Origin of the sequence: Desulfovibrio sp. 86, assembly GCF_902702915.1 — a bacterium.
Lineage (GTDB): Bacteria > Desulfobacterota > Desulfovibrionia > Desulfovibrionales > Desulfovibrionaceae > Desulfovibrio.
In genome coordinates this window covers 2,436,413-2,460,760 of the sequence record NZ_LR738849.1, presented here as the reverse complement: position 1 = coordinate 2,460,760, position 24,348 = coordinate 2,436,413, and the positions used below count along the sequence as shown (strand labels likewise).

At 57.6% G+C, this 24,348-nt stretch carries 18 protein-coding genes and 4 tRNA genes; 6 read left to right on the top strand and 16 right to left on the bottom strand.

The annotated features are described in order from the left end of the window. Positions 1-51: 51 nt before the first annotated feature. The 4 genes from DESU86_RS10025 to rsfS form a co-directional block, all read right to left on the bottom strand. Positions 52-1,587: an outer membrane homotrimeric porin gene (locus DESU86_RS10025; protein WP_179980915.1), complete on the bottom strand. Its 1,536-nt coding sequence runs from the start codon at positions 1,585-1,587 to the stop codon at positions 52-54. A 391-nt stretch (positions 1,588-1,978) separates the two neighbouring features. Beyond that, entirely contained in the window at positions 1,979-2,221 is a 243-nt protein-coding gene (locus DESU86_RS10020; protein ID WP_012624199.1) for a hypothetical protein, read from the bottom strand. Further along, positions 2,214-3,782, bottom strand: a complete 1,569-nt coding sequence (gene gpmI / locus DESU86_RS10015) for a 2,3-bisphosphoglycerate-independent phosphoglycerate mutase (RefSeq protein ID WP_179980914.1) — start codon at positions 3,780-3,782, stop codon at positions 2,214-2,216. Before gpmI ends, DESU86_RS10020 begins: the two co-directional genes overlap by 8 nt. 3 nt (positions 3,783-3,785) lie before the next feature. Then, entirely contained in the window at positions 3,786-4,211 is a 426-nt protein-coding gene (gene rsfS, locus DESU86_RS10010) for a ribosome silencing factor (RefSeq protein WP_179980913.1), read from the bottom strand. Positions 4,212-4,518: 307 nt separating this feature from the next. On the opposite strand from rsfS, the gene DESU86_RS10005 reads away from it, so the two are divergent. The 5 genes from DESU86_RS10005 to DESU86_RS09985 all read left to right on the top strand — a co-directional run bounded on the left by DESU86_RS10005 (position 4,519) and on the right by DESU86_RS09985 (position 6,400). Then, positions 4,519-5,823: a phenylacetate--CoA ligase family protein gene (locus DESU86_RS10005; RefSeq protein WP_179980912.1), complete on the top strand. Its 1,305-nt coding sequence runs from the start codon at positions 4,519-4,521 to the stop codon at positions 5,821-5,823. 227 nt (positions 5,824-6,050) lie between these two features. Next, positions 6,051-6,125, top strand: a tRNA-Gly gene (locus DESU86_RS10000). Between the two features lie 11 nt (positions 6,126-6,136). Further along, positions 6,137-6,210, top strand: a tRNA-Cys gene (locus DESU86_RS09995). A gap of 35 nt (positions 6,211-6,245) precedes the next feature. Continuing rightward, positions 6,246-6,320 (top strand) — tRNA-Gly (locus tag DESU86_RS09990). A gap of 5 nt (positions 6,321-6,325) precedes the next feature. After that, positions 6,326-6,400 (top strand) — tRNA-Gly (locus DESU86_RS09985). 489 nt (positions 6,401-6,889) lie between these two features. On the opposite strand, the gene DESU86_RS09980 is transcribed toward DESU86_RS09985, so the two are convergent. The 8 genes from DESU86_RS09980 to xsc form a co-directional block, all read right to left on the bottom strand. Then, a complete protein-coding gene (locus tag DESU86_RS09980) occupies positions 6,890-8,419 on the bottom strand; it encodes an aldehyde dehydrogenase family protein (protein ID WP_179980911.1) in 1,530 nt (509 codons plus the stop codon). Positions 8,420-8,516: 97 nt separating this feature from the next. Then, positions 8,517-9,602, bottom strand: coding sequence for an ABC transporter substrate-binding protein (locus DESU86_RS09975; RefSeq protein ID WP_179980910.1), 1,086 nt, complete (start codon positions 9,600-9,602; stop codon positions 8,517-8,519). A 56-nt stretch (positions 9,603-9,658) separates the two neighbouring features. Then, on the bottom strand, positions 9,659-10,060 hold the full coding sequence (locus tag DESU86_RS09970) for a hypothetical protein (protein ID WP_179980909.1): 402 nt from the start codon (positions 10,058-10,060) through the stop codon (positions 9,659-9,661). Between the two features lie 103 nt (positions 10,061-10,163). Beyond that, positions 10,164-10,928, bottom strand: coding sequence for an ABC transporter ATP-binding protein (locus DESU86_RS09965; RefSeq protein WP_179980908.1), 765 nt, complete (start codon positions 10,926-10,928; stop codon positions 10,164-10,166). 32 nt (positions 10,929-10,960) lie between these two features. Then, a complete protein-coding gene (locus DESU86_RS09960; RefSeq protein ID WP_179980907.1) occupies positions 10,961-11,803 on the bottom strand; it encodes an ABC transporter permease in 843 nt (280 codons plus the stop codon). Positions 11,804-11,805: 2 nt separating this feature from the next. After that, positions 11,806-12,600 (bottom strand): ABC transporter permease, encoded by a 795-nt coding sequence (locus tag DESU86_RS09955; protein ID WP_179980906.1) that lies wholly within the window; start codon positions 12,598-12,600, stop codon positions 11,806-11,808. A 37-nt stretch (positions 12,601-12,637) separates the two neighbouring features. Continuing rightward, positions 12,638-13,387: an ABC transporter ATP-binding protein gene (locus tag DESU86_RS09950; protein WP_179980905.1), complete on the bottom strand. Its 750-nt coding sequence runs from the start codon at positions 13,385-13,387 to the stop codon at positions 12,638-12,640. A gap of 235 nt (positions 13,388-13,622) precedes the next feature. After that, a complete protein-coding gene (xsc, locus tag DESU86_RS09945; protein ID WP_179980904.1) occupies positions 13,623-15,362 on the bottom strand; it encodes a sulfoacetaldehyde acetyltransferase in 1,740 nt (579 codons plus the stop codon). Positions 15,363-15,657: 295 nt separating this feature from the next. Between xsc and DESU86_RS09940 the strand changes: the two genes are divergently transcribed. Next, a complete protein-coding gene (locus tag DESU86_RS09940) occupies positions 15,658-17,514 on the top strand; it encodes a sigma-54 interaction domain-containing protein (protein WP_332068189.1) in 1,857 nt (618 codons plus the stop codon). Positions 17,515-18,069: 555 nt separating this feature from the next. Here DESU86_RS09940 and DESU86_RS09935 read toward each other — a convergent pair. The 4 genes from DESU86_RS09935 to DESU86_RS09920 all read right to left on the bottom strand — a co-directional run bounded on the left by DESU86_RS09935 (position 18,070) and on the right by DESU86_RS09920 (position 24,315). After that, the gene (locus DESU86_RS09935; protein WP_179980902.1) at positions 18,070-19,428 is read right to left on the bottom strand and encodes an aminotransferase family protein; all 1,359 of its coding nucleotides are present in this window, start codon (positions 19,426-19,428) and stop codon (positions 18,070-18,072) included. A gap of 672 nt (positions 19,429-20,100) precedes the next feature. Then, positions 20,101-22,608: an NAD(P)(+) transhydrogenase (Re/Si-specific) subunit beta gene (locus DESU86_RS09930; protein ID WP_179980901.1), complete on the bottom strand. Its 2,508-nt coding sequence runs from the start codon at positions 22,606-22,608 to the stop codon at positions 20,101-20,103. Between the two features lie 55 nt (positions 22,609-22,663). After that, the gene (locus DESU86_RS09925) at positions 22,664-22,945 is read right to left on the bottom strand and encodes an NAD(P) transhydrogenase subunit alpha (RefSeq protein WP_179980264.1); all 282 of its coding nucleotides are present in this window, start codon (positions 22,943-22,945) and stop codon (positions 22,664-22,666) included. A gap of 197 nt (positions 22,946-23,142) precedes the next feature. Then, entirely contained in the window at positions 23,143-24,315 is a 1,173-nt protein-coding gene (locus DESU86_RS09920) for an NAD(P) transhydrogenase subunit alpha (RefSeq protein ID WP_197957558.1), read from the bottom strand. Between the last annotated feature and the right edge of the window lie 33 nt (positions 24,316-24,348).

Below are 24,348 nucleotides of genomic sequence, written 5' to 3'. Positions count from 1 at the left end.
GAAGCCTCCCCTTGAAGTCGTAATCCTTGCCTTTCGGCAAAGGCGCGTAGCTTAGAAGCTGTACGCGAAGACCACCTGGGCCTTCCACATATCCTGCTTGCTGAAGCTGCCGTCGTTGCCGCCCTTAGCTTTCTTCCAGGTGCTGTTATCCATGCAGTTGATAACGTAGTCCAGTTCAAGATTCATTTCGAGGTTTTCGTAAATCTTGTAGCTGTTCACCAGGTTGAATTCCACCAGAGCATCGTTGGTGGTCAGGTAAGGGCTGGTGTTCTGGTTGTAGCCATCACCCCAGGCGTGGGCGCTATCCATGTACTTGACCATGCCGGTGCTGTTGGTGCCGCCCCAGTAGGCCACGCGGAAGGTGTGCTTCAGGTCTTCAAGGAAGGACATGTCGCGGATCTGGGCGCCGACGCCCCAGGTTCCTGCGTAGTCAATAGCGTAATCCTGGCGGGCCCAACCCATGTTGCCGTCACCCAGGAAAGAGGTGAAGTTGCCCATGGGCACAACGGAAGGCATGCGCTGCGAACCGTTCCTCGGGTTGCCGTCATCACCGGAAGCGTACCAGCCCAAGATGCCGGGCACGCCCCAATCAAGCTTGTATTCCACCAGGGCCTTGGCAAGCCAGCCCTGACGCTCGGTGCTGGAGCGCTTGAGGGTGCCGTCGCTCTTCTTGGCGTCAAAGCGGCCCATGCCCTGCATGTACCCGTAGTTCAGATCCACTTCAATGTTCAGCGGATCCCACAGGGTGATGGCAACAGGCAGACCAGCCCAGAAGGCGGAACCGTAATCATTGTTGGTGTTGCCGATCGAGTCAGCGTTAGTCAAGCCCGGGTAGGGGCGCAAAGTAAATTTGGGATTGCCGTCACGGGTTCCGATGGCATCGTAGTCGTTGATGTTCTTATTCCAGTCGCCCTTCAGCGCGTTCTTGCCCACCATGCCGTACATGGCCCAGGGGGTCACTTTCACGCCGTCAAAGGTCAGGGGCACCATCAGGCTGAAGAGATCCAGGTTGTCCAGATAGTTTTGCTGCCGATTGTTATTATTGACATCGGTGTAGTTGTCGTTCAGGGGGCGCGCCCACAGAGCGGTCAGGCCAACGTTGTCGTTGAACTTGTAGTTGGCGGTGATGCCGGCAACGTCGGTGTCCATAATGGCGGAGCCACCGGCCACGTTGGGCAGGGCCACGCCCTGGATGCCCATGCGCACCTTGGCGTCGGTCTGCGGCACGGCCCAGTCAATATAGGCGCGCTTCAGACGGATGGCGTTGTTGGCGTCAGCGCCCAGAGCGCCGCCGCTGCTCTGCTGGCCCCACTGGGTGGTGCCAATTTCGAAGTACACGGTGCCGGACAGGGATTCGGAAGCCACGGCGTCCAATTGCAGACGCAGACGCTGGGCGGCCTGGAAGTCATCCTCGTGGCTGCCCTTGGTCTTCACGCCATCTTTGCGGTAAGTGTCAACGGGGCTGCCTTGGCCCTCGCTGAAGCCCATGAGCCACTGGCCCTTGGCATTAAAGTCAATGGCGCTCGCGCCGGTGGCAGCGCCGAACAGCAGGCCAGCGGCCAAAAGAAGTGTACAGATGCGTTTCATAGCCCTTCCTCTCGTTTTAATCGTCCCACAGGTAACACTAAACAACCTACGATCAGGTTGAGACTTCTTTTACACGGCTTTATATATATACGCAAGGTTTTTCGTAAAAAAATTTTAACCCGAATTGTCGTGAGCTGTCGGCATTTCGTCATGTGGCTGACACATGCTCAAAAATCCGGCTGCCGCGTAGGCGACAGCCGGATTTTCAAAATCGTTTTCACCTCGGAAACGGCCTGCACGAAATGCGGGCGGGACAGTTTCTTGTACTAGAGCAGTTTACGAATGAAATGAGTTAAATGCTCTGCAAGGATTTTTCTAAAAATCCTTGCCACGAAATGCGAGTAGGCGGGCTTTTGCCTGCCGTACGCGAGCATTTCAAGTGTTACATGCTCTATAGAAAATCTGGATCAGCGGCGGCCTTGCCCTCAGCCAGCATGATGCGCACATAGTGCAGGCTGTGTTCGTCCACCGGAATGATGGGAAAGCCCTGCCCGCAGCCTGGGCAGCGCACCATGCGCGGTTCGGTGGGGCTGGCCTGCGGCACGTGTTTGCCGCAGCCTGGGCACTGGTAGAAAAAGAGGATTTCCATGCCGTCAGGGGCCACGGGCTCAATGGGCCTTTTACGCTCAGCCACGGGCGGCCTCCTTGGGTGCCATATCCGCATCAGCGCCGTTCAGGGCCAGATTTCGCCCGTTCATGGGCGATGAGGGTTCGAGTCCCCACAGGGCCAGAAGCGTGGGGGCAACGTCGCACAGCCTGCCGTCGGCCAGCGCCTTCACCGCGCCGTCAGGTTCCAGCAGGATGCAGGGCACGGGATTGGTGGTATGGGCCGTCTGCGGATGGCCTTCGGGCGTGAGCATGACTTCGCAGTTGCCGTGGTCGGCAATGATGAGCATGCGCCCCTTGCGGGCTTCCACGGCTTCCACCATGCGGCCCACGCACTGGTCCACCACTTCGCAGGCCGCAACGGCGGCTTTAACCACGCCGGTATGCCCCACCATATCGCCATTGGCAAGGTTGCAGACCACAAGATCATACTGCCCGGAGTTCCAGGCCTTGACGAATTCATCCGTCACCAGAGGCGCGCTCATGGCAGGCTTCTGATCATAGGTCGTCACATCGCGCGGCGACGGCACAAGGACGCGATCCTCGCCCGTAAACGGCTCTTCAACGCCGCCATTGAAAAAGTAGGTCACGTGGGCGTACTTTTCCGTTTCCGCCAGGCGCAGCTGCCGCATGCCCCGCTCGGACACGATCTGGCCAAGGCCATGGCTGACCGCCTCCTTGGGAAAGGCCACCGGCAAGGTAAAGCTGGCCTCATAGCTCGTCATGGACGCCAGAGCCGACAGCGCGGGCATCTTGCCCCTGTCAAAGCCCTCAAAGCCGGGAGTGATGAAGGCCGCAGTCAGTTCGCGCATGCGGTCAGCCCGGAAGTTGAAGAAAAAGACCGCGTCGCCGTCGGCCATGCCGGGGGCAGCGTCGCCCGTGTCAAAGCGCACGGGCTTCATGAACTCATCGGTAACGCCCGCCTCGTAGGAAGCCTGCACCGCTGCCTCGGGATTGGCCGCCGTGGGCGCCTGACCATGCACTATGACATTCCAGGCCTGACTGACCCGTTCCCAGTGCTTGTCGCGGTCCATGGCGTAAAAGCGGCCCACAAGGCTGGCTATGCGCGTCTGGGGCTGATCCTTGATGCTGGCTTCAAGCTCGCGGATAAAGTCCATGCCGCTGTGCGGATCGCAATCACGGCCATCCATGAGGGCGTGCACGCGCACGGGAATGCCCTGCCCGGCCGCCATGCCGCACAAGGCCTCCAGATGACGGATATGACTGTGGACGCCGCCGCCGGAAAGCAGGCCCACAAGGTGCAGCTTGCCGCCGCCGCGCCTGGCCGCAGCCAGCACGTCGTTGATGACGGGGTTGGCCGCGAAGGAGCCGTCCTCCACAGCCACGTCGATACGCGTCATGTCTTGATAGACCACGCGCCCGGCCCCTATGTTCAGGTGCCCGACTTCCGAATTGCCCATATACCCTTTGGGCAGACCCACATCACGGCCGGAGGCGATGAGCTGTCCGTGCGGGCAGCGGGCCGTCAGGGCGTCCAGATTGGGGGTTTTCGCCAGGTACGGGGCATTGCCAGGCCCTGGCGGGGCAATGCCCCAGCCATCCAGTATCAGCAACAGCGTCGGCGTCATATATTATTCTCCGCGGTCTTCGCGCCCAGCGGTTTTGGCGGCAGCGGATCCGTGTCCCCACAGGGCTTCAAGGGCGTAAAGCTCGCGCACGGGTTCCTGAAAGATGTTGACGATAACGTCATTCATATCCACCAGGATCCACTGCCCGGCGGCGTACCCTTCTGTGCGCAAAAATTCGTAGTTTTTCTCGCGGCACATCAGGCTTACGCCGTCAGCAAGGCTCTGGGCGTGACGCACCGAACCGGCGCTGGCAATGATCAGGGCATCGGCAAAACCGCCCTGCCCTTCAAAATCAATGCACACCACACGCAAGGCCTTGTGCTCTTCAAGCCATTGGACCAGATCCGCCGCCTTACGGCTTGCGGGGACGTCTGAAAACTGCTTGGGGGCGCGGCCCCCGGAGGGAGTATTGGGGTGATTATTTTCCATAGCAAGCACATATCGCAAAGCCGGGTCAAGGGCAATGGTTTGCCGCAGTTGCCGCCCCGCGTTTCCAGGAGGCTCTTTAATCAGTGCTTCCTTAAATATTCTAATAGCACGAGTGCAGCGCTCTGTCAGGGCCCTTTGGTGTCAGACCATCCGCAAAACGCCACCTCGCCCATGCCCCGTTTTTGTTGACCCGATGCGGACATTGCGGCATACCCAAAGGGGTTTCCACGCTACGAAACCGTTTTTCCTTTTCCATTGATGGCTCAAGCCGTCAACTGCCAGCTATCTCTTCTACAAGGAGTGGGTCGTGCTTTTCAATATCAAACAGGAAACCCTGCCCCGCGAAGAACTGGAAGCGTTGCAACTGCGCCGCCTGCGCGACTTGTGCGACCGCGTTTACGCCAACGTGCCCTTCTATCGCAAACGCTTTGACGAGGCGGGCGTCACCCCCGCCGACATCAAATCCCTGGCCGACCTGAAACTTCTGCCCTTTACCGAAAAGCAGGACCTGCGCAACTACTACCCCTTCGGCCTGTTTGCCGTGCCGCGCGACCATATCGTGCGGCTGCACGCCTCCAGCGGCACCACGGGCAAGGCCGTGGTTGTGGGCTATACGGCCCGCGACCTTGAAAACTGGGCCGAGCTTATGGCCCGCAGCATGTCCGCCGCAGGGGTCACCCGCTCGGACGTGGTGCACGTGGCCTATGGCTACGGCCTCTTTACGGGCGGGCTTGGGGCGCACTACGGTGCGGAACGCATCGGGGCCACGGTGGTTCCGGCTTCCGGCGGGGCCACGCGCCGCCAGGCGCACCTCATGCGCGATTTTGGCGCTACCGTATTGTGCGCCACGCCCTCCTACTCCCTGCATTTGTGGGAAGCCGCGCAGGAAGCAGGAGTGGACTTTCGCGAACTTGCGCTGCGCATAGGCATCTTCGGAGCCGAACCCTGGTCCGAAGCCATGCGCCGTGACATCGAAGAAAAAATGCACATCGATGCCATGAACATTTACGGCCTTTCTGAAATTATGGGGCCGGGCGTCGCTATGGAATGCGTGGAAGCCAAGTGCGGCATGCACCTTTGGGAAGATCACATCCTGCCGGAAATCATAGATCCCGTGACCGGCGAACAGCTCCCCCCCGGCCAGGTGGGCGAACTTGTGCTGACGACCCTCACCAAGGAGGGCATCCCCATGCTGCGCTACCGCACCCGCGACCTCACCAGCCTGAACTACACGCCCTGCTGCTGCGGCCGTACCCATGTACGCATCTCGCGCCTGCAGGGCCGCAGCGACGACATGCTCATCATACGCGGGGTCAATGTCTTTCCGCAGCAGATCGAAGGCCTGCTTATGGAAAGTGACGGCCTCACCCCCAACTACCAGATCATTGTGGGCTCGGTTAACAATCTGGACACCCTGGAAGTACGCGTGGAAGTCAGCGACAGCCTTTTTGCCGACGAAATTCGCAAACTCCAGATGCTGGAAAACCGCCTGCAAAAGAACATCAAGGAATTCCTGGGCGTCACGGCCAAGGTGCGCCTGATGGAGCCGCGCTCCATCCAGCGCTCCGAGGGCAAGGCCCAGCGCATCGTGGACCAGCGCGGCAAGGATTAGATGTTAGAGATGTGGATTGGTTGGTTGAAGTGCTCTGTGGGGGAAGGACCCTTTTGCAAAAGGGTCCTTCCCCCACAGACGATTCACCGCATTTTCCGTCACGGCTTTTCATGCGGTTTATCAGCGCTTTTTAGCGCCGCCAGCAGCGGCGACAATAAAACTCTGTAAAATTTGTGGAACAATGCTTGACACTCAGGGTCGATCCACGTAAAAGCATACCTCGCTGAGCGGGAGTAACTCAGTGGTAGAGTGCAACCTTGCCAAGGTTGAAGTCGCGGGTTCAAATCCCGTCTCCCGCTCCAAATTTTTTGCTGGCGGCATAGCCAAGTGGTAAGGCAGAGGTCTGCAAAACCTCCATCTCCAGTTCAAATCTGGATGCCGCCTCCAAAAAGTACTTTCACGCTTCGCCGTTTGCAGACCATGCGGGAGTAACTCAGTGGTAGAGTGCAACCTTGCCAAGGTTGAAGTCGCGGGTTCAAATCCCGTCTCCCGCTCCACTTTTGCGGGAATAACTCAACGGTAGAGTGTCAGCTTCCCAAGCTGAAGGTTGCGGGTTCAAATCCCGTTTCCCGCTCCAGAGAAATCAAGCCCTTATGGTTAAAAACCGTAAGGGCATTTTTGTTTTCTTTTATTTTTGTGCCACCGCTGTGCCATAAAAACGCATGATGGACGGTGCCCCCTGTGCCCCTCAGGGAAACAATTCGTCCGAGACCTGCCGAATGCTCCTGCATCTGCGAGCCATCTCTAAACATTCTTGCCCACCAGCAGAACTACGCCCAGAAACGATGGTCAGCATTTCCCGACATCCTCATCTCAGATGCCTGCCCGTTGCCGAAGACTGCGTCCGCTTCTTCTCGACTACGCACCGTAGTTTGGCATTCTTATGGCTGTTCACCCTTTCCCCCACTCGGTTTGCTGTTGTCTGGCAACTCCAGCTTTACCGATTTGGGAGGGTGAACAACCTGATGGAACATTACATCTAAGACACAAGGTGCAGCACGAAGTTGGCCAGCCCCCCCGCGTGAAAAAGGGGCTGGCCTTCTGGAGGAGGAACAACGCCTGTAGCTTACGACGCTACACAAGATCTCACGAACTTGCTGGCGGGTGCTCCGCCATGCGCATGCGCATGGGGATCAATGGTACGAATGGTTGTAACCTTGTTCTGGGTGAAGAAATCGAAGCCTTCGCGCCCTTGCACCTTGTTGACGCCAAGGAGCGACCCCTTGATGCCGCCGAAGGGAATGTACGGATGTGGGGCGCAGATGCCCACATTGACGCCCACCATGCCCACATCGGCCTCGCGGCTGAATTTTTCGGCATAGAACTGGCTTTGGGTAAAGATGCAGGCTCCGTTGCCAAACTCAGACCTGCGAATCAGGTCCAGGGCATCGTCCATGTCCGCTATCTTGATGGTTCCCACAATGGGGCCGAACACTTCGGTGGTAAACAGCGGATTGCAGGGCGTGAGATCCTTGACGATGATGGGGCCGACAAAAAAGCCCTTTTTGTTTTTTTCCGGCAGGTCCAGCTCGCGGCGGTCCAACGCCAGCGCGCAGCCCTGGCCGTGCGCGAGGGCGGCTGCCAGCGACGTGTGCACAAAGTCCACGGCCTTGCGTGAAATGAGCGGCCCCATATACACATCAGGATCAAAAGCGTCGCCCACCTTGATGGTGGAAGCGGCTTCAACCATCACCTCGACAACCTTGTCATAAATTTCAGGCACGGCCGCCACCAGAGATCCGGCAAGACAACGCTGGCCGGCAGAGCCGTAGCAGGAGTTCAGGTAGTTGTCGCGAAAGACCGTGAGGTCTGCATCTTCCATCACCACCAGCATGTTCTTGGCCCCGCCGAGCAGCATGGAGCGCTTGCACATGCGGGCGCAGCCCTCGGCCATTTTCTGGGCCGTAGGCGTTGAGCCTACCAGGCAAATGCCGGAAATGCGCGCGTCGTCATACCAGGAGCCGGGGATGTCCCTGTTGCCGTGAATGATGTTGACCACGCCGGGCGGGAGCTCGATTTCCGTAAAAATTTCACCCATGATCTGCATGAAATAGGGCGACTGCGTTGATGGCTTGAACACAAAGGTGTTGCCCGCCACGATGGCATACGGCACAAACCAGCCGAAAACCAGGGCGGGAAAATTGAAGGGAGCCACACCGCCAAAGACGCCCAAAGGCTCGCGGACAACCTTGCCGCTGATATTTGTCGCAATGTAGTCCAGGGTCTGCCCCTGCATCATGGCCGGAGCGCACGCGGCTGCTTCCAGTATTTCCACCACGCGCTGCACTTCGCCTCTTGCCTCGGAAATATGCTTGGCCTGGTCCAGCGCTATGGCCTGGGCCAGTTGCTCCTTGCGCTGCAGCATGGCTTCGCGCATTTTATAAATATAGGTCACGCGCCTGCCGATGGAGAGCATGCGCCAGCCCGGATAGGCCGCAGCCGCCGAGTCCACAGCCATTTTGGACGTTTCCGGGCCGGACTGGGGAACCTGCGAAATCTGCTCGCCGGTGGAAGGATTGTACAGGGGCACTGTGGGCGCTCCCGTTTCCTCCTGCCACTGGCCGTTAATATAGTTTTTGATGGTTATCTGCGTCATGTCGCCCTCCCGAGCGTAAGTGAATTGCTTTTGCGTTCTGTCCGACGTGTTGCGTAGGCCGCCCGCCCCGCCATGCGCGGGGCGGGCGGCAGCCGGATCAGTTGGCGGGAATGGGCGTCTTTACTTTTTTCAGGAACTTGTCCGTGGCGTACTTGCCGTCACCGACCTTTTTGAGGTCATCCTTGGTGATGCGGCCAACCTCGGCAAAGAAGGCAGCCACGTCGGCTTGCCACTTCTGTGCAGTGCTCTGCCCCTTGCTGGCGTCAAAAAGCGCTATCTGCTCTTCGTAGTTGAACACGGGGTGCGTCTGCAGGTCCTTGAGGGCCATATCGTCAGAATAGTTCTTGCCGGCCCACTCAAGGAAGAAACGCTTGTATTCGGGCACAAGCGCCTTGGGATCTTTTTTCATCTGGCTCTGGATCATGTTGACGGCCCGCAGATACACACGCAGGAACTTGGCCACCAGATCGGGATTTGCGTCAGCCCACTTCTGGTCGGCTATGAGGCAGATGGGCAGACCCACGCCGCATGTCTGGGGAGTACCCGCGACCTTCCAGCCCTTTTCTTCGCCCACATACATATGGGGAGCCCACAGGGAAACCATATCGCCGATGCCGGTGCTGAACGCACCCAGCGCCTGCGCCTGGTCCATGTTTTTGATGGTCACGTCGCTGTCCTTGAGGCCCAGCACGCGCAGCCAGTGGCTGAGAGCAAAGTGCGAAGAAGACACGGTAGTGGCAAGAACGGTCTTGCCGCGCACGTCGTCAGGATGGCCGTACACTTCAGGATACTTGGGGTTGTAGCCCTTGGTCTTGAGAATGGGGCTGTCAGGCCGCACCATGACGGCATTGGTCATGGATTCGTCATTGCCTATGCCTATGACGTAGGTATTGTAGCGCAGGTTGCCCATCATGGCAGGCACGGCGCCTGTGCCGCAAAGCACCCACTCGCCAGCGGGCAGGGCGTTGAGCTGGGCCATACCCGAGTCAAAGTAGAGCAGGTCAAGATCAATGCCTTCTTCCTTGTCCCACCCTTTTTCATGCGCATACCAGACAAGAAAGGTTTCATGCTCGTCCATCCAGGCAGAACGGAGTTTGACCGGGTTTTCTGCCGCCATACAGAGGGTGACCCCCAACAGCATGGTCGCAGTCAGAACGGCAGCCAAAAGAAAAAACTTTTTCATAAAAACCTCCGCGTGTAAGAAAGGTACTGTCTTTCGGATTACAGGAAGCTGAAACACTAGGGGTGCTTGTTTTGAGCGGCCCCTTCGAGACTTGCCCTCCCCAGCCGCTGCTGCATGAGTTCAGTCAGGCGGCCCGTGGTTCTGTGTTTATAAATGCCGTACTGGCACCAACAGGCCACCAGCAGCGGTGCCAACAGCAACAGCCTGTGTCCGCCGTAAAAGTACGCCACCAGAGCCAGCGCGCAGCACGCGATGACTCCCAGGCGGTACCGCGCCCTGCGGGCATAGAGATCCTTCAATGTGGCTTCCAGATCTCCGGCGGATAAAGGTTTGTCTTTCTGTTGGATTCCGCTTTCAGTCCCGCGCGCTCTAGTCCGTAAAAGCAGCGCCCTGCCCAAGTACCATACGAGCACGGCCGCAGCGGTAAGAATAAGAGCGTGTGATGTCGCTGTATCCATAGTTCCCCCATGATACCAGCCACACCGGGAGTGCCGGTAAGGCCCGGTTAGGTCTTTGCTTGCGCGGTATTGCCGCGCACTGCGCCCGGGCGGCCTTTACGGCCTACAAAACCAGTTCCGTGCGCTCAGTGATGACCTCACGCATATGAAGAAGCTCCATATCCGTATGTTCTCTGGGCCGAGGCAGATCCACCATGAACTCTTCCTTGATGGTTCCCGGCAGCTTGCCTTCCATAAGGACTATGCGGTCCCCCAGAAAAAGGGCTTCATCAATGTTGTTGGTCACGAAAATGATGGTGCGTTTTTCCCTTTCCCATATGCTCGTTATCTCCTGCTGCATGAACATGCGGGTCTGGGCGTCCAGCTGCCCGAAGGGCTCGTCCATCAGCATGACCTCAGGGCTGTTGGCATACGCGCGGGCAATGCCCACCCGCTGCTTCATGCCCCCGGAAAGCTGATGGGGGTAGTGATTTTCAAAACCGGCAAGGCCGACCATGTTGATGTAGTGCATGGTAATTTCGCGCCGCTCCGCCTTGGGCACCTTGCGCAGCTTGAGGCCCATTTCCACATTGCCGAACACGGTTTCCCAGGCAAAGAGCATATAGCCCTGAAAAACCAGTCCCCTGTCCGGGCCAGGCCCCACAATGGGGCCGTCGGGCATGGTCACAAAGCCCTTGTCCGGCACCTCAAGCCCGGCAATGATACGCAAAAGCGTGGACTTGCCGCACTGACCGGGGCCAAGGATGACCAGAAACTCGTTTTCGTGCACGGCCAGGCTCACGTCCTTTATGACGGGAACTTCAACCGTGCCCTTCTGGATAAAAGTCTTGCTGATATCGTTGCATTCAATCTTGATGAGTTTTTCCATGCCGTTTCCCTCAATTGCGCTGCTAAGAGGCATCACAGGTTATCGATACTGCGCTGCCAGGGGCAGAACTTGCGTTCAATCAGGGTCAGAACCTGAGAAGTGCACCAGGCCGCAGCGGCGATAAGAATCATGCCGCTCAACACCAGGGCTGGCTGGTGGGTATCCATGCCACGCTTGATGAGAAAGCCAATGCCGTCGCGGGCATTCATCAGTTCCGCCGCCAGCACGCACGTCCAGGCGATGCTCATCGATATCTGCAAACCGGCGAACACCGAAGGAAAGGAGGCAGGAAAGGACACCTGAAATATCTCGTCCTTTCTGTTGCCACCAAGCACGCGAACCACATCGTAAAGTTCCGGCTCCACCAGGCGGATGCCGTTGTAGGAATTGAGCAGACACGGCACGAACGTGCCGATGATAATGATAAATACCTTGGCAAATTCGCCCACGCCGAACCACAGGATGGCCAGCGACACCCAGGCAATGGGCGGCATGGGCTTCAAGAGGTCGAAAAGGGGTTTGACAATAGCGTTGACGTATTTGTTCAGCGCCATGAACAGGCCCAGGGGTACGGCCACGACGGCGGCCAGGCTGAACCCCATGAGCACGCGCAGAGTACTGGCCCAGATATGCCCCCAAAGGTTGGTGCCGCCAAACTTCATGGACATCAGCATCTTGATCTGCATGACCACTTCAGAGGGCCGGGCCAGCGAATCGTCAAAAACCTTCAGGGCCGCCACCCGATCCCAGACCACAAAGAACGTCAGCAAAGAAACGCCGTACAAAAAATAGATGTTGGTAAGAATGAGCATGGCGCTCAAAGGCCGCGATTCCTTGATTGTCCCAACGGTTTCATTGGCAATGTGCGAACTCATGCCTACCTCCTGATGCCGGCCAGCAGCGTCTTTTCGATATAGTCGATAATGACGCCGATGAAGGCGCCGGACAGCCCAACGCAGATCATGCCAAGCAGTACTATGTCCGGGCGGATGAGGCGCCCGCCCATGGTGATGAGGTAGCCAAGGCCCGAATCTGCCGCCAGAAGTTCAGCGCCCACAAGGTTGGTCCAGCAGTAGGCCAGAGCGATCTGCAACGCGCCGAAAACCATAGGCAGGGCCGAGGGAATGCACAGGCCCTTGAATATCTGCCAGTCATTGGCTCCGTAAGTGCGCGCCATCTGGATCAAGGCGGGATTGGTCATCCGCACGCCCACATAAGAGTTGATGACGCAAGGCACTATGCCCGCGATCCAGATGATGAAAACTTTGCCGGTCAGGTCGATGCCGAACCAGAAGACGGTCAGGGGTATCCAGGCGATGGGGGGGATTGGCCGGATCAGTTCAAATATGGGCCGCACAAGGCCCTCCACAACACGAAACCAGCCCATTGCCAGCCCCAGGGGGATGCCCACCAGCAGGGAAAGGCTGTAGCCGATAAAGGCCTCCTTGATGCTGGTCCAGATATGCGCCGAAAGTATTGCACCGTCCGGCATGGGATCGTGCAGTTTATCCAGAAACGCATGAAAAACCTGCATAGGCGAGGCCAGAAGTTCATTAGGAATGATCCCGAACGAAACCACAGCCTGCCAGCCGAAAAAGAACGAGGCCAGGCTCAGAACGGGTAACATGGTCAGTAGCAGGGGCTGTCTTACTTTTACTTCTTGATAAGCCATGCGGTAGTCTCCTTCGATGGTTCCGAAGCCTTGATGGCTACCACCAGCGGATCAGTTCGGTCACCTGTCTGCGCAGTTCCACAAAGCGCGGATCCGTCAGCTTGCGCGGTCGCTCAATATCCACATGTATTTCAGACTTTATGGTCGTGGGCTTATTGGAGAGCACAAGAATGCGGTCTGCCACGTAAACGGCCTCTTCGATATTGTGCGTAACAAAAAGGATGGTGCTTTGGAGCGTGCGCCACAGGTTGACCAGCTCGTCCTCAAGGTAGTAGCGCAGCTTGACGTCAAGCTGCCCGTAGGGTTCATCCATGAGCAGCAGGTCCGGCTGAACGGCAAAGGCTCTGGAGACGGCGATACGCTGGATCATGCTGGCCGAAACCTGATTGGGATACAGGTTCGCGCAGCTTGAAAGCCCCACCAGTTCCATGATGGCGTCGCTGCGCTTCATGCGCTCGTTGTGGGGAACCCCTTTAATTTCCATGCCATAGGCCACATTTTCCCGCACGGTGCGCCAGGGCAGACAGGTCGGCTCCTGAAAAACGTAGGAAATATTATGCGTACGCGGGTTGGCCTCTTCACCGTCAATGAGAATATTGCCCTCAGTGGCGGGCATCAGTTTTGACAACATATTGAGAAACGTGGTCTTGCCGCACCCGGTAGGGCCGACAATGGCGACCAGTTCTCCCTTTGCCACGCTGAAATTGATCCTGTCGAGAACCGTCAGGTTTCCGAATCGCTTCGTCAGATTACGAACCTGAATTTTCTGTGGAGTTTTGACTGACACTAACGAACTCCTTTGGATTGAGAATACGCGGCTGCCCCGCCTGTCTGAAAACGCGCCGATCTTGCGGTTCCATTGTCCGAGTTCTTTGGCGGAACCCGACGCACGGCCTTGCCTGAACTTTGATGTGTTTCATCAACGGGCCGACCATTTCGGGCTGCCGGGGCGCAACGCGCTACAGATGCCTCCATGACCGAAAGGGCGCGCCCGGTGTTACCCGGACGCGCCCTTTTTCGCTCTATTTGAAGTTCGACTTGTCGAGATGCTCGTACTTCGGCAGATATCTGGTCGGTAGGGCCAGCGCGTCTCTGCGGAAGGGGGGGGCAAGCCGCGTACCGTCAGTCATTACTTCAATAACCGCAGGGCGTCGGTTCTTCTTGGCCGCTTCAAGGGCTTCGGCCAGATCCTTCTGCGTGTTGACCGTGTAACCGTCGGCGCCCATGGCCTCAGCTATCTTGGCATAGGACTTGGACCAGATGTCCGCGCCCACAAAGCGGTTGTTGTAGAAGTCCACCTGGTTTTTCTTTTCGGCGCACCAGGCCCCGTTGTTATACACGGTGGCGATGACGGGCAGATTGTACTGGCAGGCGGTGGGCACTTCAAAAAGGCTCATGCCCCATGCGCCGTCGCCCACAATGGCTACCGTCAGATCTTCGGGGCAGGCAAGCTGCGCGCCCAGAGCGGCCTGATAGGCAAAGCCCGTGTTGCCGAAGGTCAGCGTGGCCACATGGCGCTTGGGATTCTTGAAACGCAGGTAGCTGTTGGCCGTGGAGGACGTGTTGCCGATGTCCGTGGTGGCGATGGCGTCGTTGTCAGTGATGAACTTGCCCACCACTTCGAGAGCCTTGCGCGGATGCATGCGTCCGGCTTCCACGGGTTCGTCGGCGATAAGGGCGATTTCCTGATACCAGCCGTTCAGCTCGTCCGTCACCATATTATGCACATAGGTCAGGTCGGTCTTGGCGGGCACGGCCTGACGCAGCCGCGCGAACAGTTCTTCGGAGGCGTCCTTGGCGTCGGCGCACAGGCCCACTGCCACGGGGTGCGTCTTGGCGATATGGCGCGGGTTGATGTCGATCTGCACGATCTTGGCGGTCTTGGGGAAGTAGTTGATGTCGTACTGCGGCAGGGTGCCGAAGTAGGACAGCCTGGTGCCCACGGCCAGGATGACGTCGGCCTTCTGCAGGATGCGCATGGCGGCCTTGGAGCCCATGTAGCCTATGGGGCCGGTCCACAGCGGATGGTCGCAGGGGAAGGCGTCGTTGTGCAGATAGGTGGTCGCCACAGGCGCGCCAAGGTATTCGGCCATGGCCTTGATGGTGGCAACGCAGCCCGAATCCACCACGCCGCGCCCGGAGATGATCACCGGGTTTTTGGCGTTCTTCAGCACTTCCACGGCGGCCGCGAAATGTTCGGGATTGCCGATGCCGCCGGGGGCCACGCGGTACTGCGAGGGATGCAGAATGTCTTCATCCAGCTCGCCGTAAAAATAGTCGCGCGGGATGTCCACAAGCACCGGGCCGCGTTCGGCGTAGGCAATGCGGAAGGCCGTGCGTACGATGTCGGCCGCGCGCTTGGGGTGGGGTACGCGCAGGGAGGCCTTGGTGATGGGTTTAAACAGATTCCACGTGTCGCATTCTTGGAAGCCGTCCCAGCCGACGGAAATGCTGCCCGCACTGGGCGAAAGAACCACCATGGGCGAATGGGCCATGTTGGCCGTGGCCACAGCCGTCACATAGTTGGTGATGCCGGGGCCGTTCTGGCCGATAACCACGCCGGCCCTGCCGGTAAGACGGCTGTAGGCGTCTTCCATATGCCCGGCAGTCTGCTCATGGCGCACTGAAATAAAGTCGATCCCCGCTGCGGGAAACAGGTCCAGCATGTCCATAAATGCGGAACCGAGAATGCCGCTGACATGGTTTACTCCTTCCTGAACCAGAACTTCCGTCATGGCCTCACTGGGCGTCATCTTGGGCATTTTATCCTCCAATACAAGTGCATGATAGGTGTTCGCAGTCGCTGCCAGGCAAGCGTCGCGCCCGTTCGTGAATTGTTGCCGTGGCCCGCCGCTTGCAATGTCGGTCACATGTTTTTTTCAATTTCCCGGCGAAGGGGCCAGCCTGCTCGCCGCCGAGTCTTGTGCCATAGTATTACAAGAAACGTTCCAGAGGCTTAATATGGTTAACATATTTTAAAGATTAACTTTCTTGACCAGGGGCTTCTATAGTGCTAATGCAGTATTGCCTCACAAAGCATATTTCTCCCGAAGTCCGATGCAGCTTCGAATCATCTGTCGGTTAAGACAGAAGGGATGCCATATGGACAAATCTATATCATGCCTAATGGATCTCCTTAACCTCATGCCTCCCAATACCTGCGCAGCTATTTGCAAGGGTGACCAATGGATTATAGAGGCATGTAACCACTCATTTCGTTTTCTTACACAGCGATTCAGCAATAAAGCCAACGTTTTTGGAAGCAGCGATCATGTCTCTCCAGGGCAACAACATTCCTTTCTTGAACTGCTGCGTCAAAATGGTGGTGAAGCCCTTGTAGACAGAGTGTGTGCAAGCCCCCCAGATGCCCGCATGGGCATAATACTGGCTTCAGGCAGCTGGACGCTAGGCTGGAAATGGCTTGGCAACGCCCACGCAGTGCACGGCCCGGACAGGCGAAGATTCGTCCTGTTGCACGAAGTTCACCCAGCGGAAGGGACAACGGACCTACACCTTATCAATCAGGAATTACACGCCATTATGGATTCCATGCATGATGGCCTGTGGATCATTGACGGCAACGGCACCACCCTGCATGTCAACAAAGCTCTGAAGCGCATTGCCAACATTGAGCCTGAAGAGATGATAGGCAAACCTGTTTCCACCCCCTTGCTCGAGGGGAAGTTTTCTGCAGCCGTAACGCTTGAGGCTCTGGAACAAAGGAAAATTATCACCAGGTTTGACGACTACCCCAACGGAACCCGCTGTCTCAACACCAGCACCCCGATTTTTGACAAAAAGGGCAATATCTGGCGGGTTGTGGCCTGCATCCGGGATATTACGGAGCTTGAGAATCTGCAAAAACGACTGGCCGATGCCGAGCGCGCCGCCTTTCTACGGCAGGAAGAAGGGCATGGCCCGCCCCATAATTGTGAAAAAACGCTCATAGCCACCAGCAAGGTCATGCGACGCTGCATGATTGAATTGGAAAAAGCCGCCAGGGCTCCATCGGGCATTCTTATTCTGGGCGAAACTGGTACAGGCAAAACCTATGCGGCTTCCTACATTCACCTGCAAAGTCTCCGTTCCAAGGGGCCCTTCATTTCCGTCAACTGCGCCGCCATCCCTGCGACCCTCATCGAATCAGAACTGTTCGGCTATGAAAAAGGAGCCTTTACCGGCGCCAACCGCTCGGGGAAAAAGGGCTATTTTGAACTGGCGGACAAAGGCACTCTGCTTCTGGACGAAATAGGCGAACTGCCCTTGAGCATGCAGGCCAAAATTCTACACGTTCTGGATGGCCAAGGTTTTCGGAAAATCGGCGGCGAAAAGGAACTCCGCGTGGACGTGCGCATAATCGCGGCCACCAACAGACCCCTGGAACAGCTTGTGGGCAACGGCAGATTCAGGGCCGACCTTTACTACCGCCTTCGCGTGCTCAGCATCTGCATGCCTCCGCTCCGGGAGCACCCGGAAGACATCCCCTCCCTCATGATGTTTTTTCTCGACCAGGCATGCGCCCGCTACAACAGCATAAAGACATTTTCGCCAAGGGTTATTGACTGTTTTTGCCAGCATTCCTGGCCGGGCAACGTGCGCGAACTGCGGGCGGCTGTGGAATTTCTGGCTGCCATGACCGAAGGCAGCGTCATTTCCATGCGCGATCTGCCCTCCTACCTGCTGGGCGACGTACTGAAAAAAGAAGGGGATGACTCAGGGCCGGAACAGCCGGAAGAAGCGCTTTCCTTCAAGGAGACCGTTGAGAATCTGGAGCGCAACCTCATTCGTGAAGCCCTGGCGGACACAGGCAGCACCTACAAGGCGGCAGCGAGGCTTGGAATCAGCCAGTCCACGGTGGTTCGCAAAGCCAAGCAGCTGCACATTCCCGTGACGGAAAAGAAAAAACACCACTAGGCTTTCAGACATGCGCCGTTGTGGTTCCCAGGCAGCCCGCGCCAGCACGCGGCGCATCCGATGCGGCCGCGCCTGAAACGCAAAAGGGGCCGCCTGGGAAGGTTGACAGGCGGCCCCAAGGGTTTTCAGGGTTTACGGTTTTTGGAATCTGGCTTCCGGCCACGGCATATGCTTTCACACAAGAAACGGAAGGCGAAACTTGCCGTCATAAAAGCTGTGCCGAATTTTGACCCCCTTACCCAGGCTGCGGCGCCACAGGTCAGGAGGTAAGGCCGGAAGCCAAGTATCTTAAATCTATGCAACCTCAAACATGTTAACGGTGCTGCCCGGTGTGCTGTGCGCTGGCGGGTGCACTAGGACAATCGACCTTTTGAATTGCTCCAACGGCTGCGCGAGCAGACGTTCGCCGCAGAGGCGTAAGCGCAGTTTACCTGCGTGGTTACGCGCCGAAACGGGCGTATCCCAAACTTTGAAAATGTGCATTCTCAAAGTTAATCAGCTCTAAGGTTCCTGGAAACCGCTCCGGCCAGCCAGGTCGCCCAGCGCCAGACTGCCCTATCCCAGAACTTCGACTATGGATTCGTGCAGCGCTTTGAGAATGGTATCGATCTGCTCCTTGGTCACGATGTAGGCCGGAGCCAAATTGACCACGTTGTTGCGTCCCACAAAGCTGCGGTTGGTTCTGCCCACAAGCACGCCGCGCTTGGCCATGGCTCCGCATACGGCGATGACCTTTTCTTCTTCCAGAGGTTTTTTTGAAGCCTTGTCGGTAACAAATTCAATACCCTGCAAGAGGCCCCTACCACGCACATCACCCACATTGCTGTAGGAAAGGAGATCCTGCAAGCCCTGCTGCAAATATTCTCCCATAGCCACAATGTTATCAAGCAGGCCTTCTTCTTCGATAATCTTGATATTTTCCAGGGCTGCGGCCGGAGCGGCAAGGCAACCCCCAAAGGTGCTGATGTCACGGAAATAGGAGAGTTTGTCGGTATTATCCTGCAGGGCGGCAAAGACCTCTTCAGTCGTCACTGTGCAGGAAATGGGCATGTAGGCACTGGCGACGCCCTTGGCCATGGTCACGATGTCGGGTTTGACATTGAAATGCTGATAGCCGAACCATGTTCCTGTTCTGCCAAGCCCGCAAACCACTTCATCAATGATAAGCAGCAAGCCATACTTTTTGCATATTTCAGAAATGGTCTCAAAATAGCCGTCCGGGGGCACGATAATGCCGCCGCCAGCAGTGATGGGTTCCAGAATAACAGCGCCCACGGTATCAGGATCTTCCTTTAACACCACGGCTTCCAGTTCACGGGCAAATTTTTCGCCCAGGTTCTGTGTGCCTTCAGGATAGGGCGAACGGTACGCCAGGCACGCAGGAAATTCCACAAAACCGGGCGTAAAGGGGCCATACTGCAGACGGCGCTCTTCCTGGCCGCACGCGCTCAGGGTGGTGATGGTGGTGCCATGGTAATCGCGGTCGCGGTAGATGATTTTATACTTTTTACCGCCGTGCTTGAGCTGGGAAATCTGGCGCACCATTTTAAAGGCTTTTTCGTTGGCCTCGGAACCGCTGCTTGAAATATACACGCGCGAAAGCCCGGGCATGTGCGAAAGCAGCTTTTCAGAAAATTCGATCGCTGGCTGGGAACCGCAACTGGCCGCGTAGAAAGGCAGCTTTTTCATCTGATTGGCGGCAGCGTCGGCGATCCTGTCCCGTCCGTAGCCCACATTGACGCACCACACGCCGCCAGAAGTCGCGTCAAGGTATTCTTTTCCATTAATATCCTTAAGGTACAACCCCTTGCCTTCAGAAACGATCATGGGCGCATTGCCCTGATGCAGCGTAAGATGATGCCATACAGTACTTACATCGCCACTGACATATTCATTTGCACTCTTTGCGGACATGGATGCTCTCCCTTAAATGTTTTGGGCTGGCAGCAATGGGACCAATCTTGAACAATACACTGTTCCACTGGATCTCTTGGGCCGGAACAAATTCACGTTGAACTCCTCTGACGGCTGGTGAGCTGACACCCACCTTGAAGGCGCAGGCGCTGCCGGGCGCCAAAGCGGGCGTGGCGTAAACAGTAGTGTCTATCCTCAAAGGCACTCGGCTCTCTCAGGATGGACAGTCAGCACACTCCATACAGATGATCGGCTCACAGATGCAGGCGCTTTCAGAATACTCTTTACTGCCGACCGGCCCCTGCCGCCCGCGCTGCAAGCCTGATGCGACATGTTGAAGTTCACACACCCCAAATATGCAACAAACATGCTAACCATCTAACACCATGAATTAAATAAATATTATTCCAGCACATCCTTCATCTGATGCAAAAAAAACTTGGCCTTTTTGCGAAGAGTATCTTGTGCAGCACGCCAATGATCCTCCCCTTTCTGAACGGAATACCACGATTTTTTGCCATTTTACTGTGTTAAATCGTATAGATGCTCTTTGCAGTCAGACATAAAAAACCGGGTGCGTCCTCCCATACACAGAAAGGGCACACCCGGTTCACTGTCTCCCCACGGATGGATTCCGGCAGAAACAAAACCTTTTTTATTGTTCTGCGCGCTTTACCCCGCCGGGCTTTCGCCCTGCGCGTAGGCCAGCAGCTTGTCAAAGCTCTTGGAGGCGTCGCCCGTCATGAGGATTACCCCATCGCGGGTATACAGGGGGTTGGGCACACCGGCGTAGCCAGGCTTGTCGTCGTAGTTACAGATGATGATGTTCCTGGCTTCTTCGGCCTTGAGGATGGGCATGCCGTAGATGGGCGTGCCTTCCGCGCTGTTGGCCGCCGGGTTCACCACGTCGTTGGCCCCAACGATGACCACAAGATCGGATTCCGCAAACATCGGGTTGACGGTGTCCATTTCAAGCAGGTGTTCGTAATCCACATTGGCTTCGGCCAGCAGCACGTTCATATGGCCGGGCATGCGCCCCGCCACGGGATGGATGCCGTAGCTCACCTTGGCTCCCTTGCTTTCCAGAAGGTCGGCAAGCTGTTTGACCTTGTACTGGGCCTGGGCAAGGGCCATGCCGTAGCCGGGCACGATGACCACGTTTTTGGCGTTCTGCACCAGTTTGGCGGCTGCGGCTTCCTTGCTGTCGCCGCTGGATGGGGCGGCGGCGGGGCTTTCACCCTGGGCGAAGCTCACCAGACGGTCCACGGTCTTGGCCGCGTCGCCCGTCATGAGGATCACGCCCTCGCGGGTATACAGGGGGTTGGGCACGCCAGCGTAGCCAGGTTTGTCGTCATAGTTGCAGATGATGATGCCCTTGGCTTCTTCGGCCTTGAGGATGGGCATGCCATAGATGGGCGTGCCTTCGGCCGTGTTGGCCGCCGGATTCACCACGTCGTTGGCTCCGATGACCACCACAAGATCGGTCTCCGCGAACATCGGGTTCACGGTATCCATTTCGAGCAGATCTTCGTAATCCACATTGGCTTCGGCCAGCAGCACGTTCATGTGGCCGGGCATGCGCCCCGCCACGGGATGGATGCCGTAGCTCACCTTGACGCCCTTGGCTTCCAGCGTGTCCGCAAGCTGTTTGACCTTGTGCTGGGCCTGGGCAAGGGCCATGCCGTAGCCGGGCACGATAATCACGCTCTTGGCGTTGTGCACCAGCTTGGCGGCTGCGGCTTCCTTGCTGTCGCCACCGGATGGGGCGGCGCTTTGATCGGCCGGGGCATTGCCCTGGGCGTAGTGCAGCAGGGTATCAAAGGTCTTGGCCGCGTCGCCCAGCATGAGATGCACGCCAGCGCGCTCATACAGGGGGTTGGGCACGCCGGCGTAGCCCGGCTTGCTGTCATAGTTGCAGATGATGATGTTCTTGGCCTTTTCGGCATCAAGGATGGGCATGCCGTAGATGGGCGTGCCTTCCGCGCTGTTGGCCGCAGGATTCACCACGTCGTTGGCCCCAACGATGACCACAAGGTCGGCATCGGCGAACATCGGGTTGACCGTGTCCATTTCAAGCAGATTTTCGTAATCCACATTGGCTTCGGCCAGCAGCACGTTCATATGGCCGGGCATGCGCCCCGCCACGGGATGGATGCCGTAGCTCACCTTGGCCCCCTTGCTTTCCAGAAGGTCGGCAAGCTGCTTGACCTTGTACTGGGCCTGGGCAAGGGCCATGCCGTAGCCTGGCACGATGATCACGTTTTTGGCGTTTTGCACCAGCTTGGCCACTTCGGCCTCAGTGGATTTGACAGGGGCCGGAGCAGCGGCAGCGGCAGCCTTGGGCGCGGCCTTGCCAGCGGGCGTGACCACAGAGGACTCGCCAAGCAGGATGGACAGCAGCTTTCTGTTCATGGCCTTGCACATGATGCGCGTCAGCAAAAAGCCCGAAGAGCCGATGATGCCGCCGATGGCCACCAGCAGGGGATCGCTCACCGCAAAACCCGCAATGGCGGCGCAGACGCCGCCCATGGAGTTCAGCAGCGAGATGGTGATGGGCATGTCGGCTCCGCCCACGCGGATGGTGAACCCGATGCCGAAGGCCGTGCCCGACAAAAGCATCATGAAGATGAAAAAGCCGAACAAAAAGTGCGGAAACACCGTGCCCATAAGCACGGAAAAGCCCATAACGCCCAGAATGGACAGAATGATTCTGGTGTGTTCGGGCAGGATAATGGGTTTTTGCGGCAGTATCTGGTGCAGTTTGCCTGCGGCCACAAAGGAGCCTGTGATGGTGGTCATGCCCATGGCCATGGCCAGGCAGGCGCTGCCGCGCTCAAAGGCCGTGGGCGCGCCCGTGTCCGTCAGGACAAGAAAGCTCACAATGGCAGCCGCGCCGCCGCCGATGCCGTGCAGAAAGGCGACCATCTGCGGCATCTGGATCATCTTGACCTTATTGGACAGGGTAAGCCCCAGCGTCATGCCCACGGCAATGGCCAGCCACAGCGTGGGAGACGTCATGGAGCCGTCCTTGAACATGGTCACAAGAATGGCGAGGCCCATGGCCGAGGCGCAAAAAAGATTGCCCCTGACCGCAGTGGGAACCTTGTTCATGAGGCGTAGACCAAAGAGTACAGACGCCACAAGAAGTCCGGCAATTATGTTGTAGGTTAGTGCATTCATGTCACTGCAACCCTTTCTTCTGATTTATGGGTGTAGCAAAGGCCAGAACGAAGGGTTACTTCTTTTTCCCGGCGACCATTCGAAGCATTTTGTGAGTAATGTCAAACCCGCCGAAAACGTTCACAATGGCCATGGCGACGGAAATGGCGCCCAGTATGGTGAAAAAGACGGAGCCCGCAAGATAGGTCGCCGTCACCGCACCAAGAATGATGACGCCCGAAAGGGCATTCATGGCCGACATCAGGGGGGTGTGCAGCAGGCTCGGCACATGGCTGATGATCTTGTAGCCAAGCAGCGTCGCGGCAACGAACACTGCCAGCAGGGTAATTGGGGTCATATGCTCTTCCTTGAATTTTTTTTCCGGGGCCCATGCGAGATGTCCGGGCGGCAAGCGCCGTCCGGACACTCCGCTCAAACCCAGAGCATGCGGCTTTGAAAAAGTTTGCATGCCCTGTGGCTGCACAAAAATGCAGCGCGCCGCTAGCGGCGTGGATTCTGCCGGAAATGCGATTTCCGGCAGAATCCTGCTTGGTTCTATAAGCCCATGGCCTCACGCGCGCCACGGTGGACAATCTGCTTGTCAATGGTGGTCAGCGTGGATTCAATGATGGGGTCGGTTCTGTCCAGCACAATCTTGCCGTCCTTGGCCAGGAAGGAAAGCAGCTGGAACACGTTGTTGGCGAACATCCAGGTGGAGCTCGTGGGCATCATGCCGGGGATGTTCTTGGTGCCGTCAATGGTCACGCCGTGCTTGACCGCCACTTCACCGGCGTCGGTCAGCTCGCAGTTGCCGCCCTGGTCGATGGAGATGTCAACGATGCTGGAGCCGGGAGCCATAGAGGCGACCATGTCCGCGGTGATCAGGATGGGGGCCAGCTTGCCGGGGATCAGGGCGCACAGGATGATGATGTCCGCATCCTTCACCAGAGGCTTCAGGGCCTCACGTTCCTTGTGCAGCCATTCGTCGCTCAGGCGCTGGGCATAGCCGCCCTCGCCAATGGCCACTTCGGCGGGCACGCCCACGTCAAAGCTCTTGGCGCCAAGGCTCATGGACTGCTCGCGTGCGTCGGGACGGATGTCCACGGCGGTGACTACAGCGCCAAGGCGCTTGGCGGTGGCGACGGCCTGAAGGCCGGCCACGCCCGTGCCGATGACCAGCACGTTGGCGGGTTTGATAACGCCCACGGCCGTGCCCACCATGGGCATGAACTTGGACAGACGGTTGGCGGCCATGAGCACGCCCTTGTAGCCGGCCACGGTGCTCATGGAGGTCAGGGCGTCCATGCCCTGGGCGCGCGAAATACGCGGAATGCCGTCAAGCGTGATGCCGATCACGCCCGTGGCCGCCAGCTTCTTCATCATTTCATGGTTCACCGGCGCGGCGGGATGCAGGAACGTGATCAGATACTGGCCGTCACGCACCATTTCCGCTTCGTGCTTGTTCACTTTTTTGTTGAACAGGGGTTCCTTGACCTTCAGGATCACGTCGGACTTGGCAAAGATTTCCTGAACGTCTTCCACGATCTTGCCGCCAGCTTCAACATAGGCGGCGTCGGCGAAGAACGCGCCGTCGCCCGCGCCCTTCTCGACCAGAACCGTGGCGCCTTCGGCAACCATCTTCTTGACGGTATCAGGAGTTGCGGACACGCGGCGTTCGCCGTGCATAATTTCCGTCGGCACACCGATAGTCATACCCTGAAACTTCATTATGAGACTCCTTGGGGTTACGGATGTTCAACA

What these genes read in the sequence shown, in the direction of transcription:
- DESU86_RS09975 (WP_179980910.1), bottom strand. Translation starts at nt 9,602, where the DNA reads ATGAAAAAGTTTTTTCTTTTGGCTGCCGTTCTGACTGCGACCATGCTG.
- DESU86_RS09930 (WP_179980901.1), bottom strand. Translation starts at nt 22,608, where the DNA reads ATGAATGCACTAACCTACAACATAATTGCCGGACTTCTTGTGGCGTCT.
- DESU86_RS09940 (WP_332068189.1), top strand. Translation starts at nt 15,658, where the DNA reads ATGCAGCTTCGAATCATCTGTCGGTTAAGACAGAAGGGATGCCATATG.
- DESU86_RS09955 (WP_179980906.1), bottom strand. Translation starts at nt 12,600, where the DNA reads ATGGCTTATCAAGAAGTAAAAGTAAGACAGCCCCTGCTACTGACCATG.
- DESU86_RS09970 (WP_179980909.1), bottom strand. Translation starts at nt 10,060, where the DNA reads ATGGATACAGCGACATCACACGCTCTTATTCTTACCGCTGCGGCCGTG.
- DESU86_RS09960 (WP_179980907.1), bottom strand. Translation starts at nt 11,803, where the DNA reads ATGAGTTCGCACATTGCCAATGAAACCGTTGGGACAATCAAGGAATCG.
- DESU86_RS09965 (WP_179980908.1), bottom strand. Translation starts at nt 10,928, where the DNA reads ATGGAAAAACTCATCAAGATTGAATGCAACGATATCAGCAAGACTTTT.
- DESU86_RS09925 (WP_179980264.1), bottom strand. Translation starts at nt 22,945, where the DNA reads ATGACCCCAATTACCCTGCTGGCAGTGTTCGTTGCCGCGACGCTGCTT.
- rsfS (WP_179980913.1), bottom strand. Translation starts at nt 4,211, where the DNA reads ATGGAAAATAATCACCCCAATACTCCCTCCGGGGGCCGCGCCCCCAAG.
- DESU86_RS09980 (WP_179980911.1), bottom strand. Translation starts at nt 8,419, where the DNA reads ATGACGCAGATAACCATCAAAAACTATATTAACGGCCAGTGGCAGGAG.
- DESU86_RS09920 (WP_197957558.1), bottom strand. Translation starts at nt 24,315, where the DNA reads ATGAAGTTTCAGGGTATGACTATCGGTGTGCCGACGGAAATTATGCAC.
- gpmI (WP_179980914.1), bottom strand. Translation starts at nt 3,782, where the DNA reads ATGACGCCGACGCTGTTGCTGATACTGGATGGCTGGGGCATTGCCCCG.
- DESU86_RS09935 (WP_179980902.1), bottom strand. Translation starts at nt 19,428, where the DNA reads ATGTCCGCAAAGAGTGCAAATGAATATGTCAGTGGCGATGTAAGTACT.
- xsc (WP_179980904.1), bottom strand. Translation starts at nt 15,362, where the DNA reads ATGCCCAAGATGACGCCCAGTGAGGCCATGACGGAAGTTCTGGTTCAG.
- DESU86_RS10025 (WP_179980915.1), bottom strand. Translation starts at nt 1,587, where the DNA reads ATGAAACGCATCTGTACACTTCTTTTGGCCGCTGGCCTGCTGTTCGGC.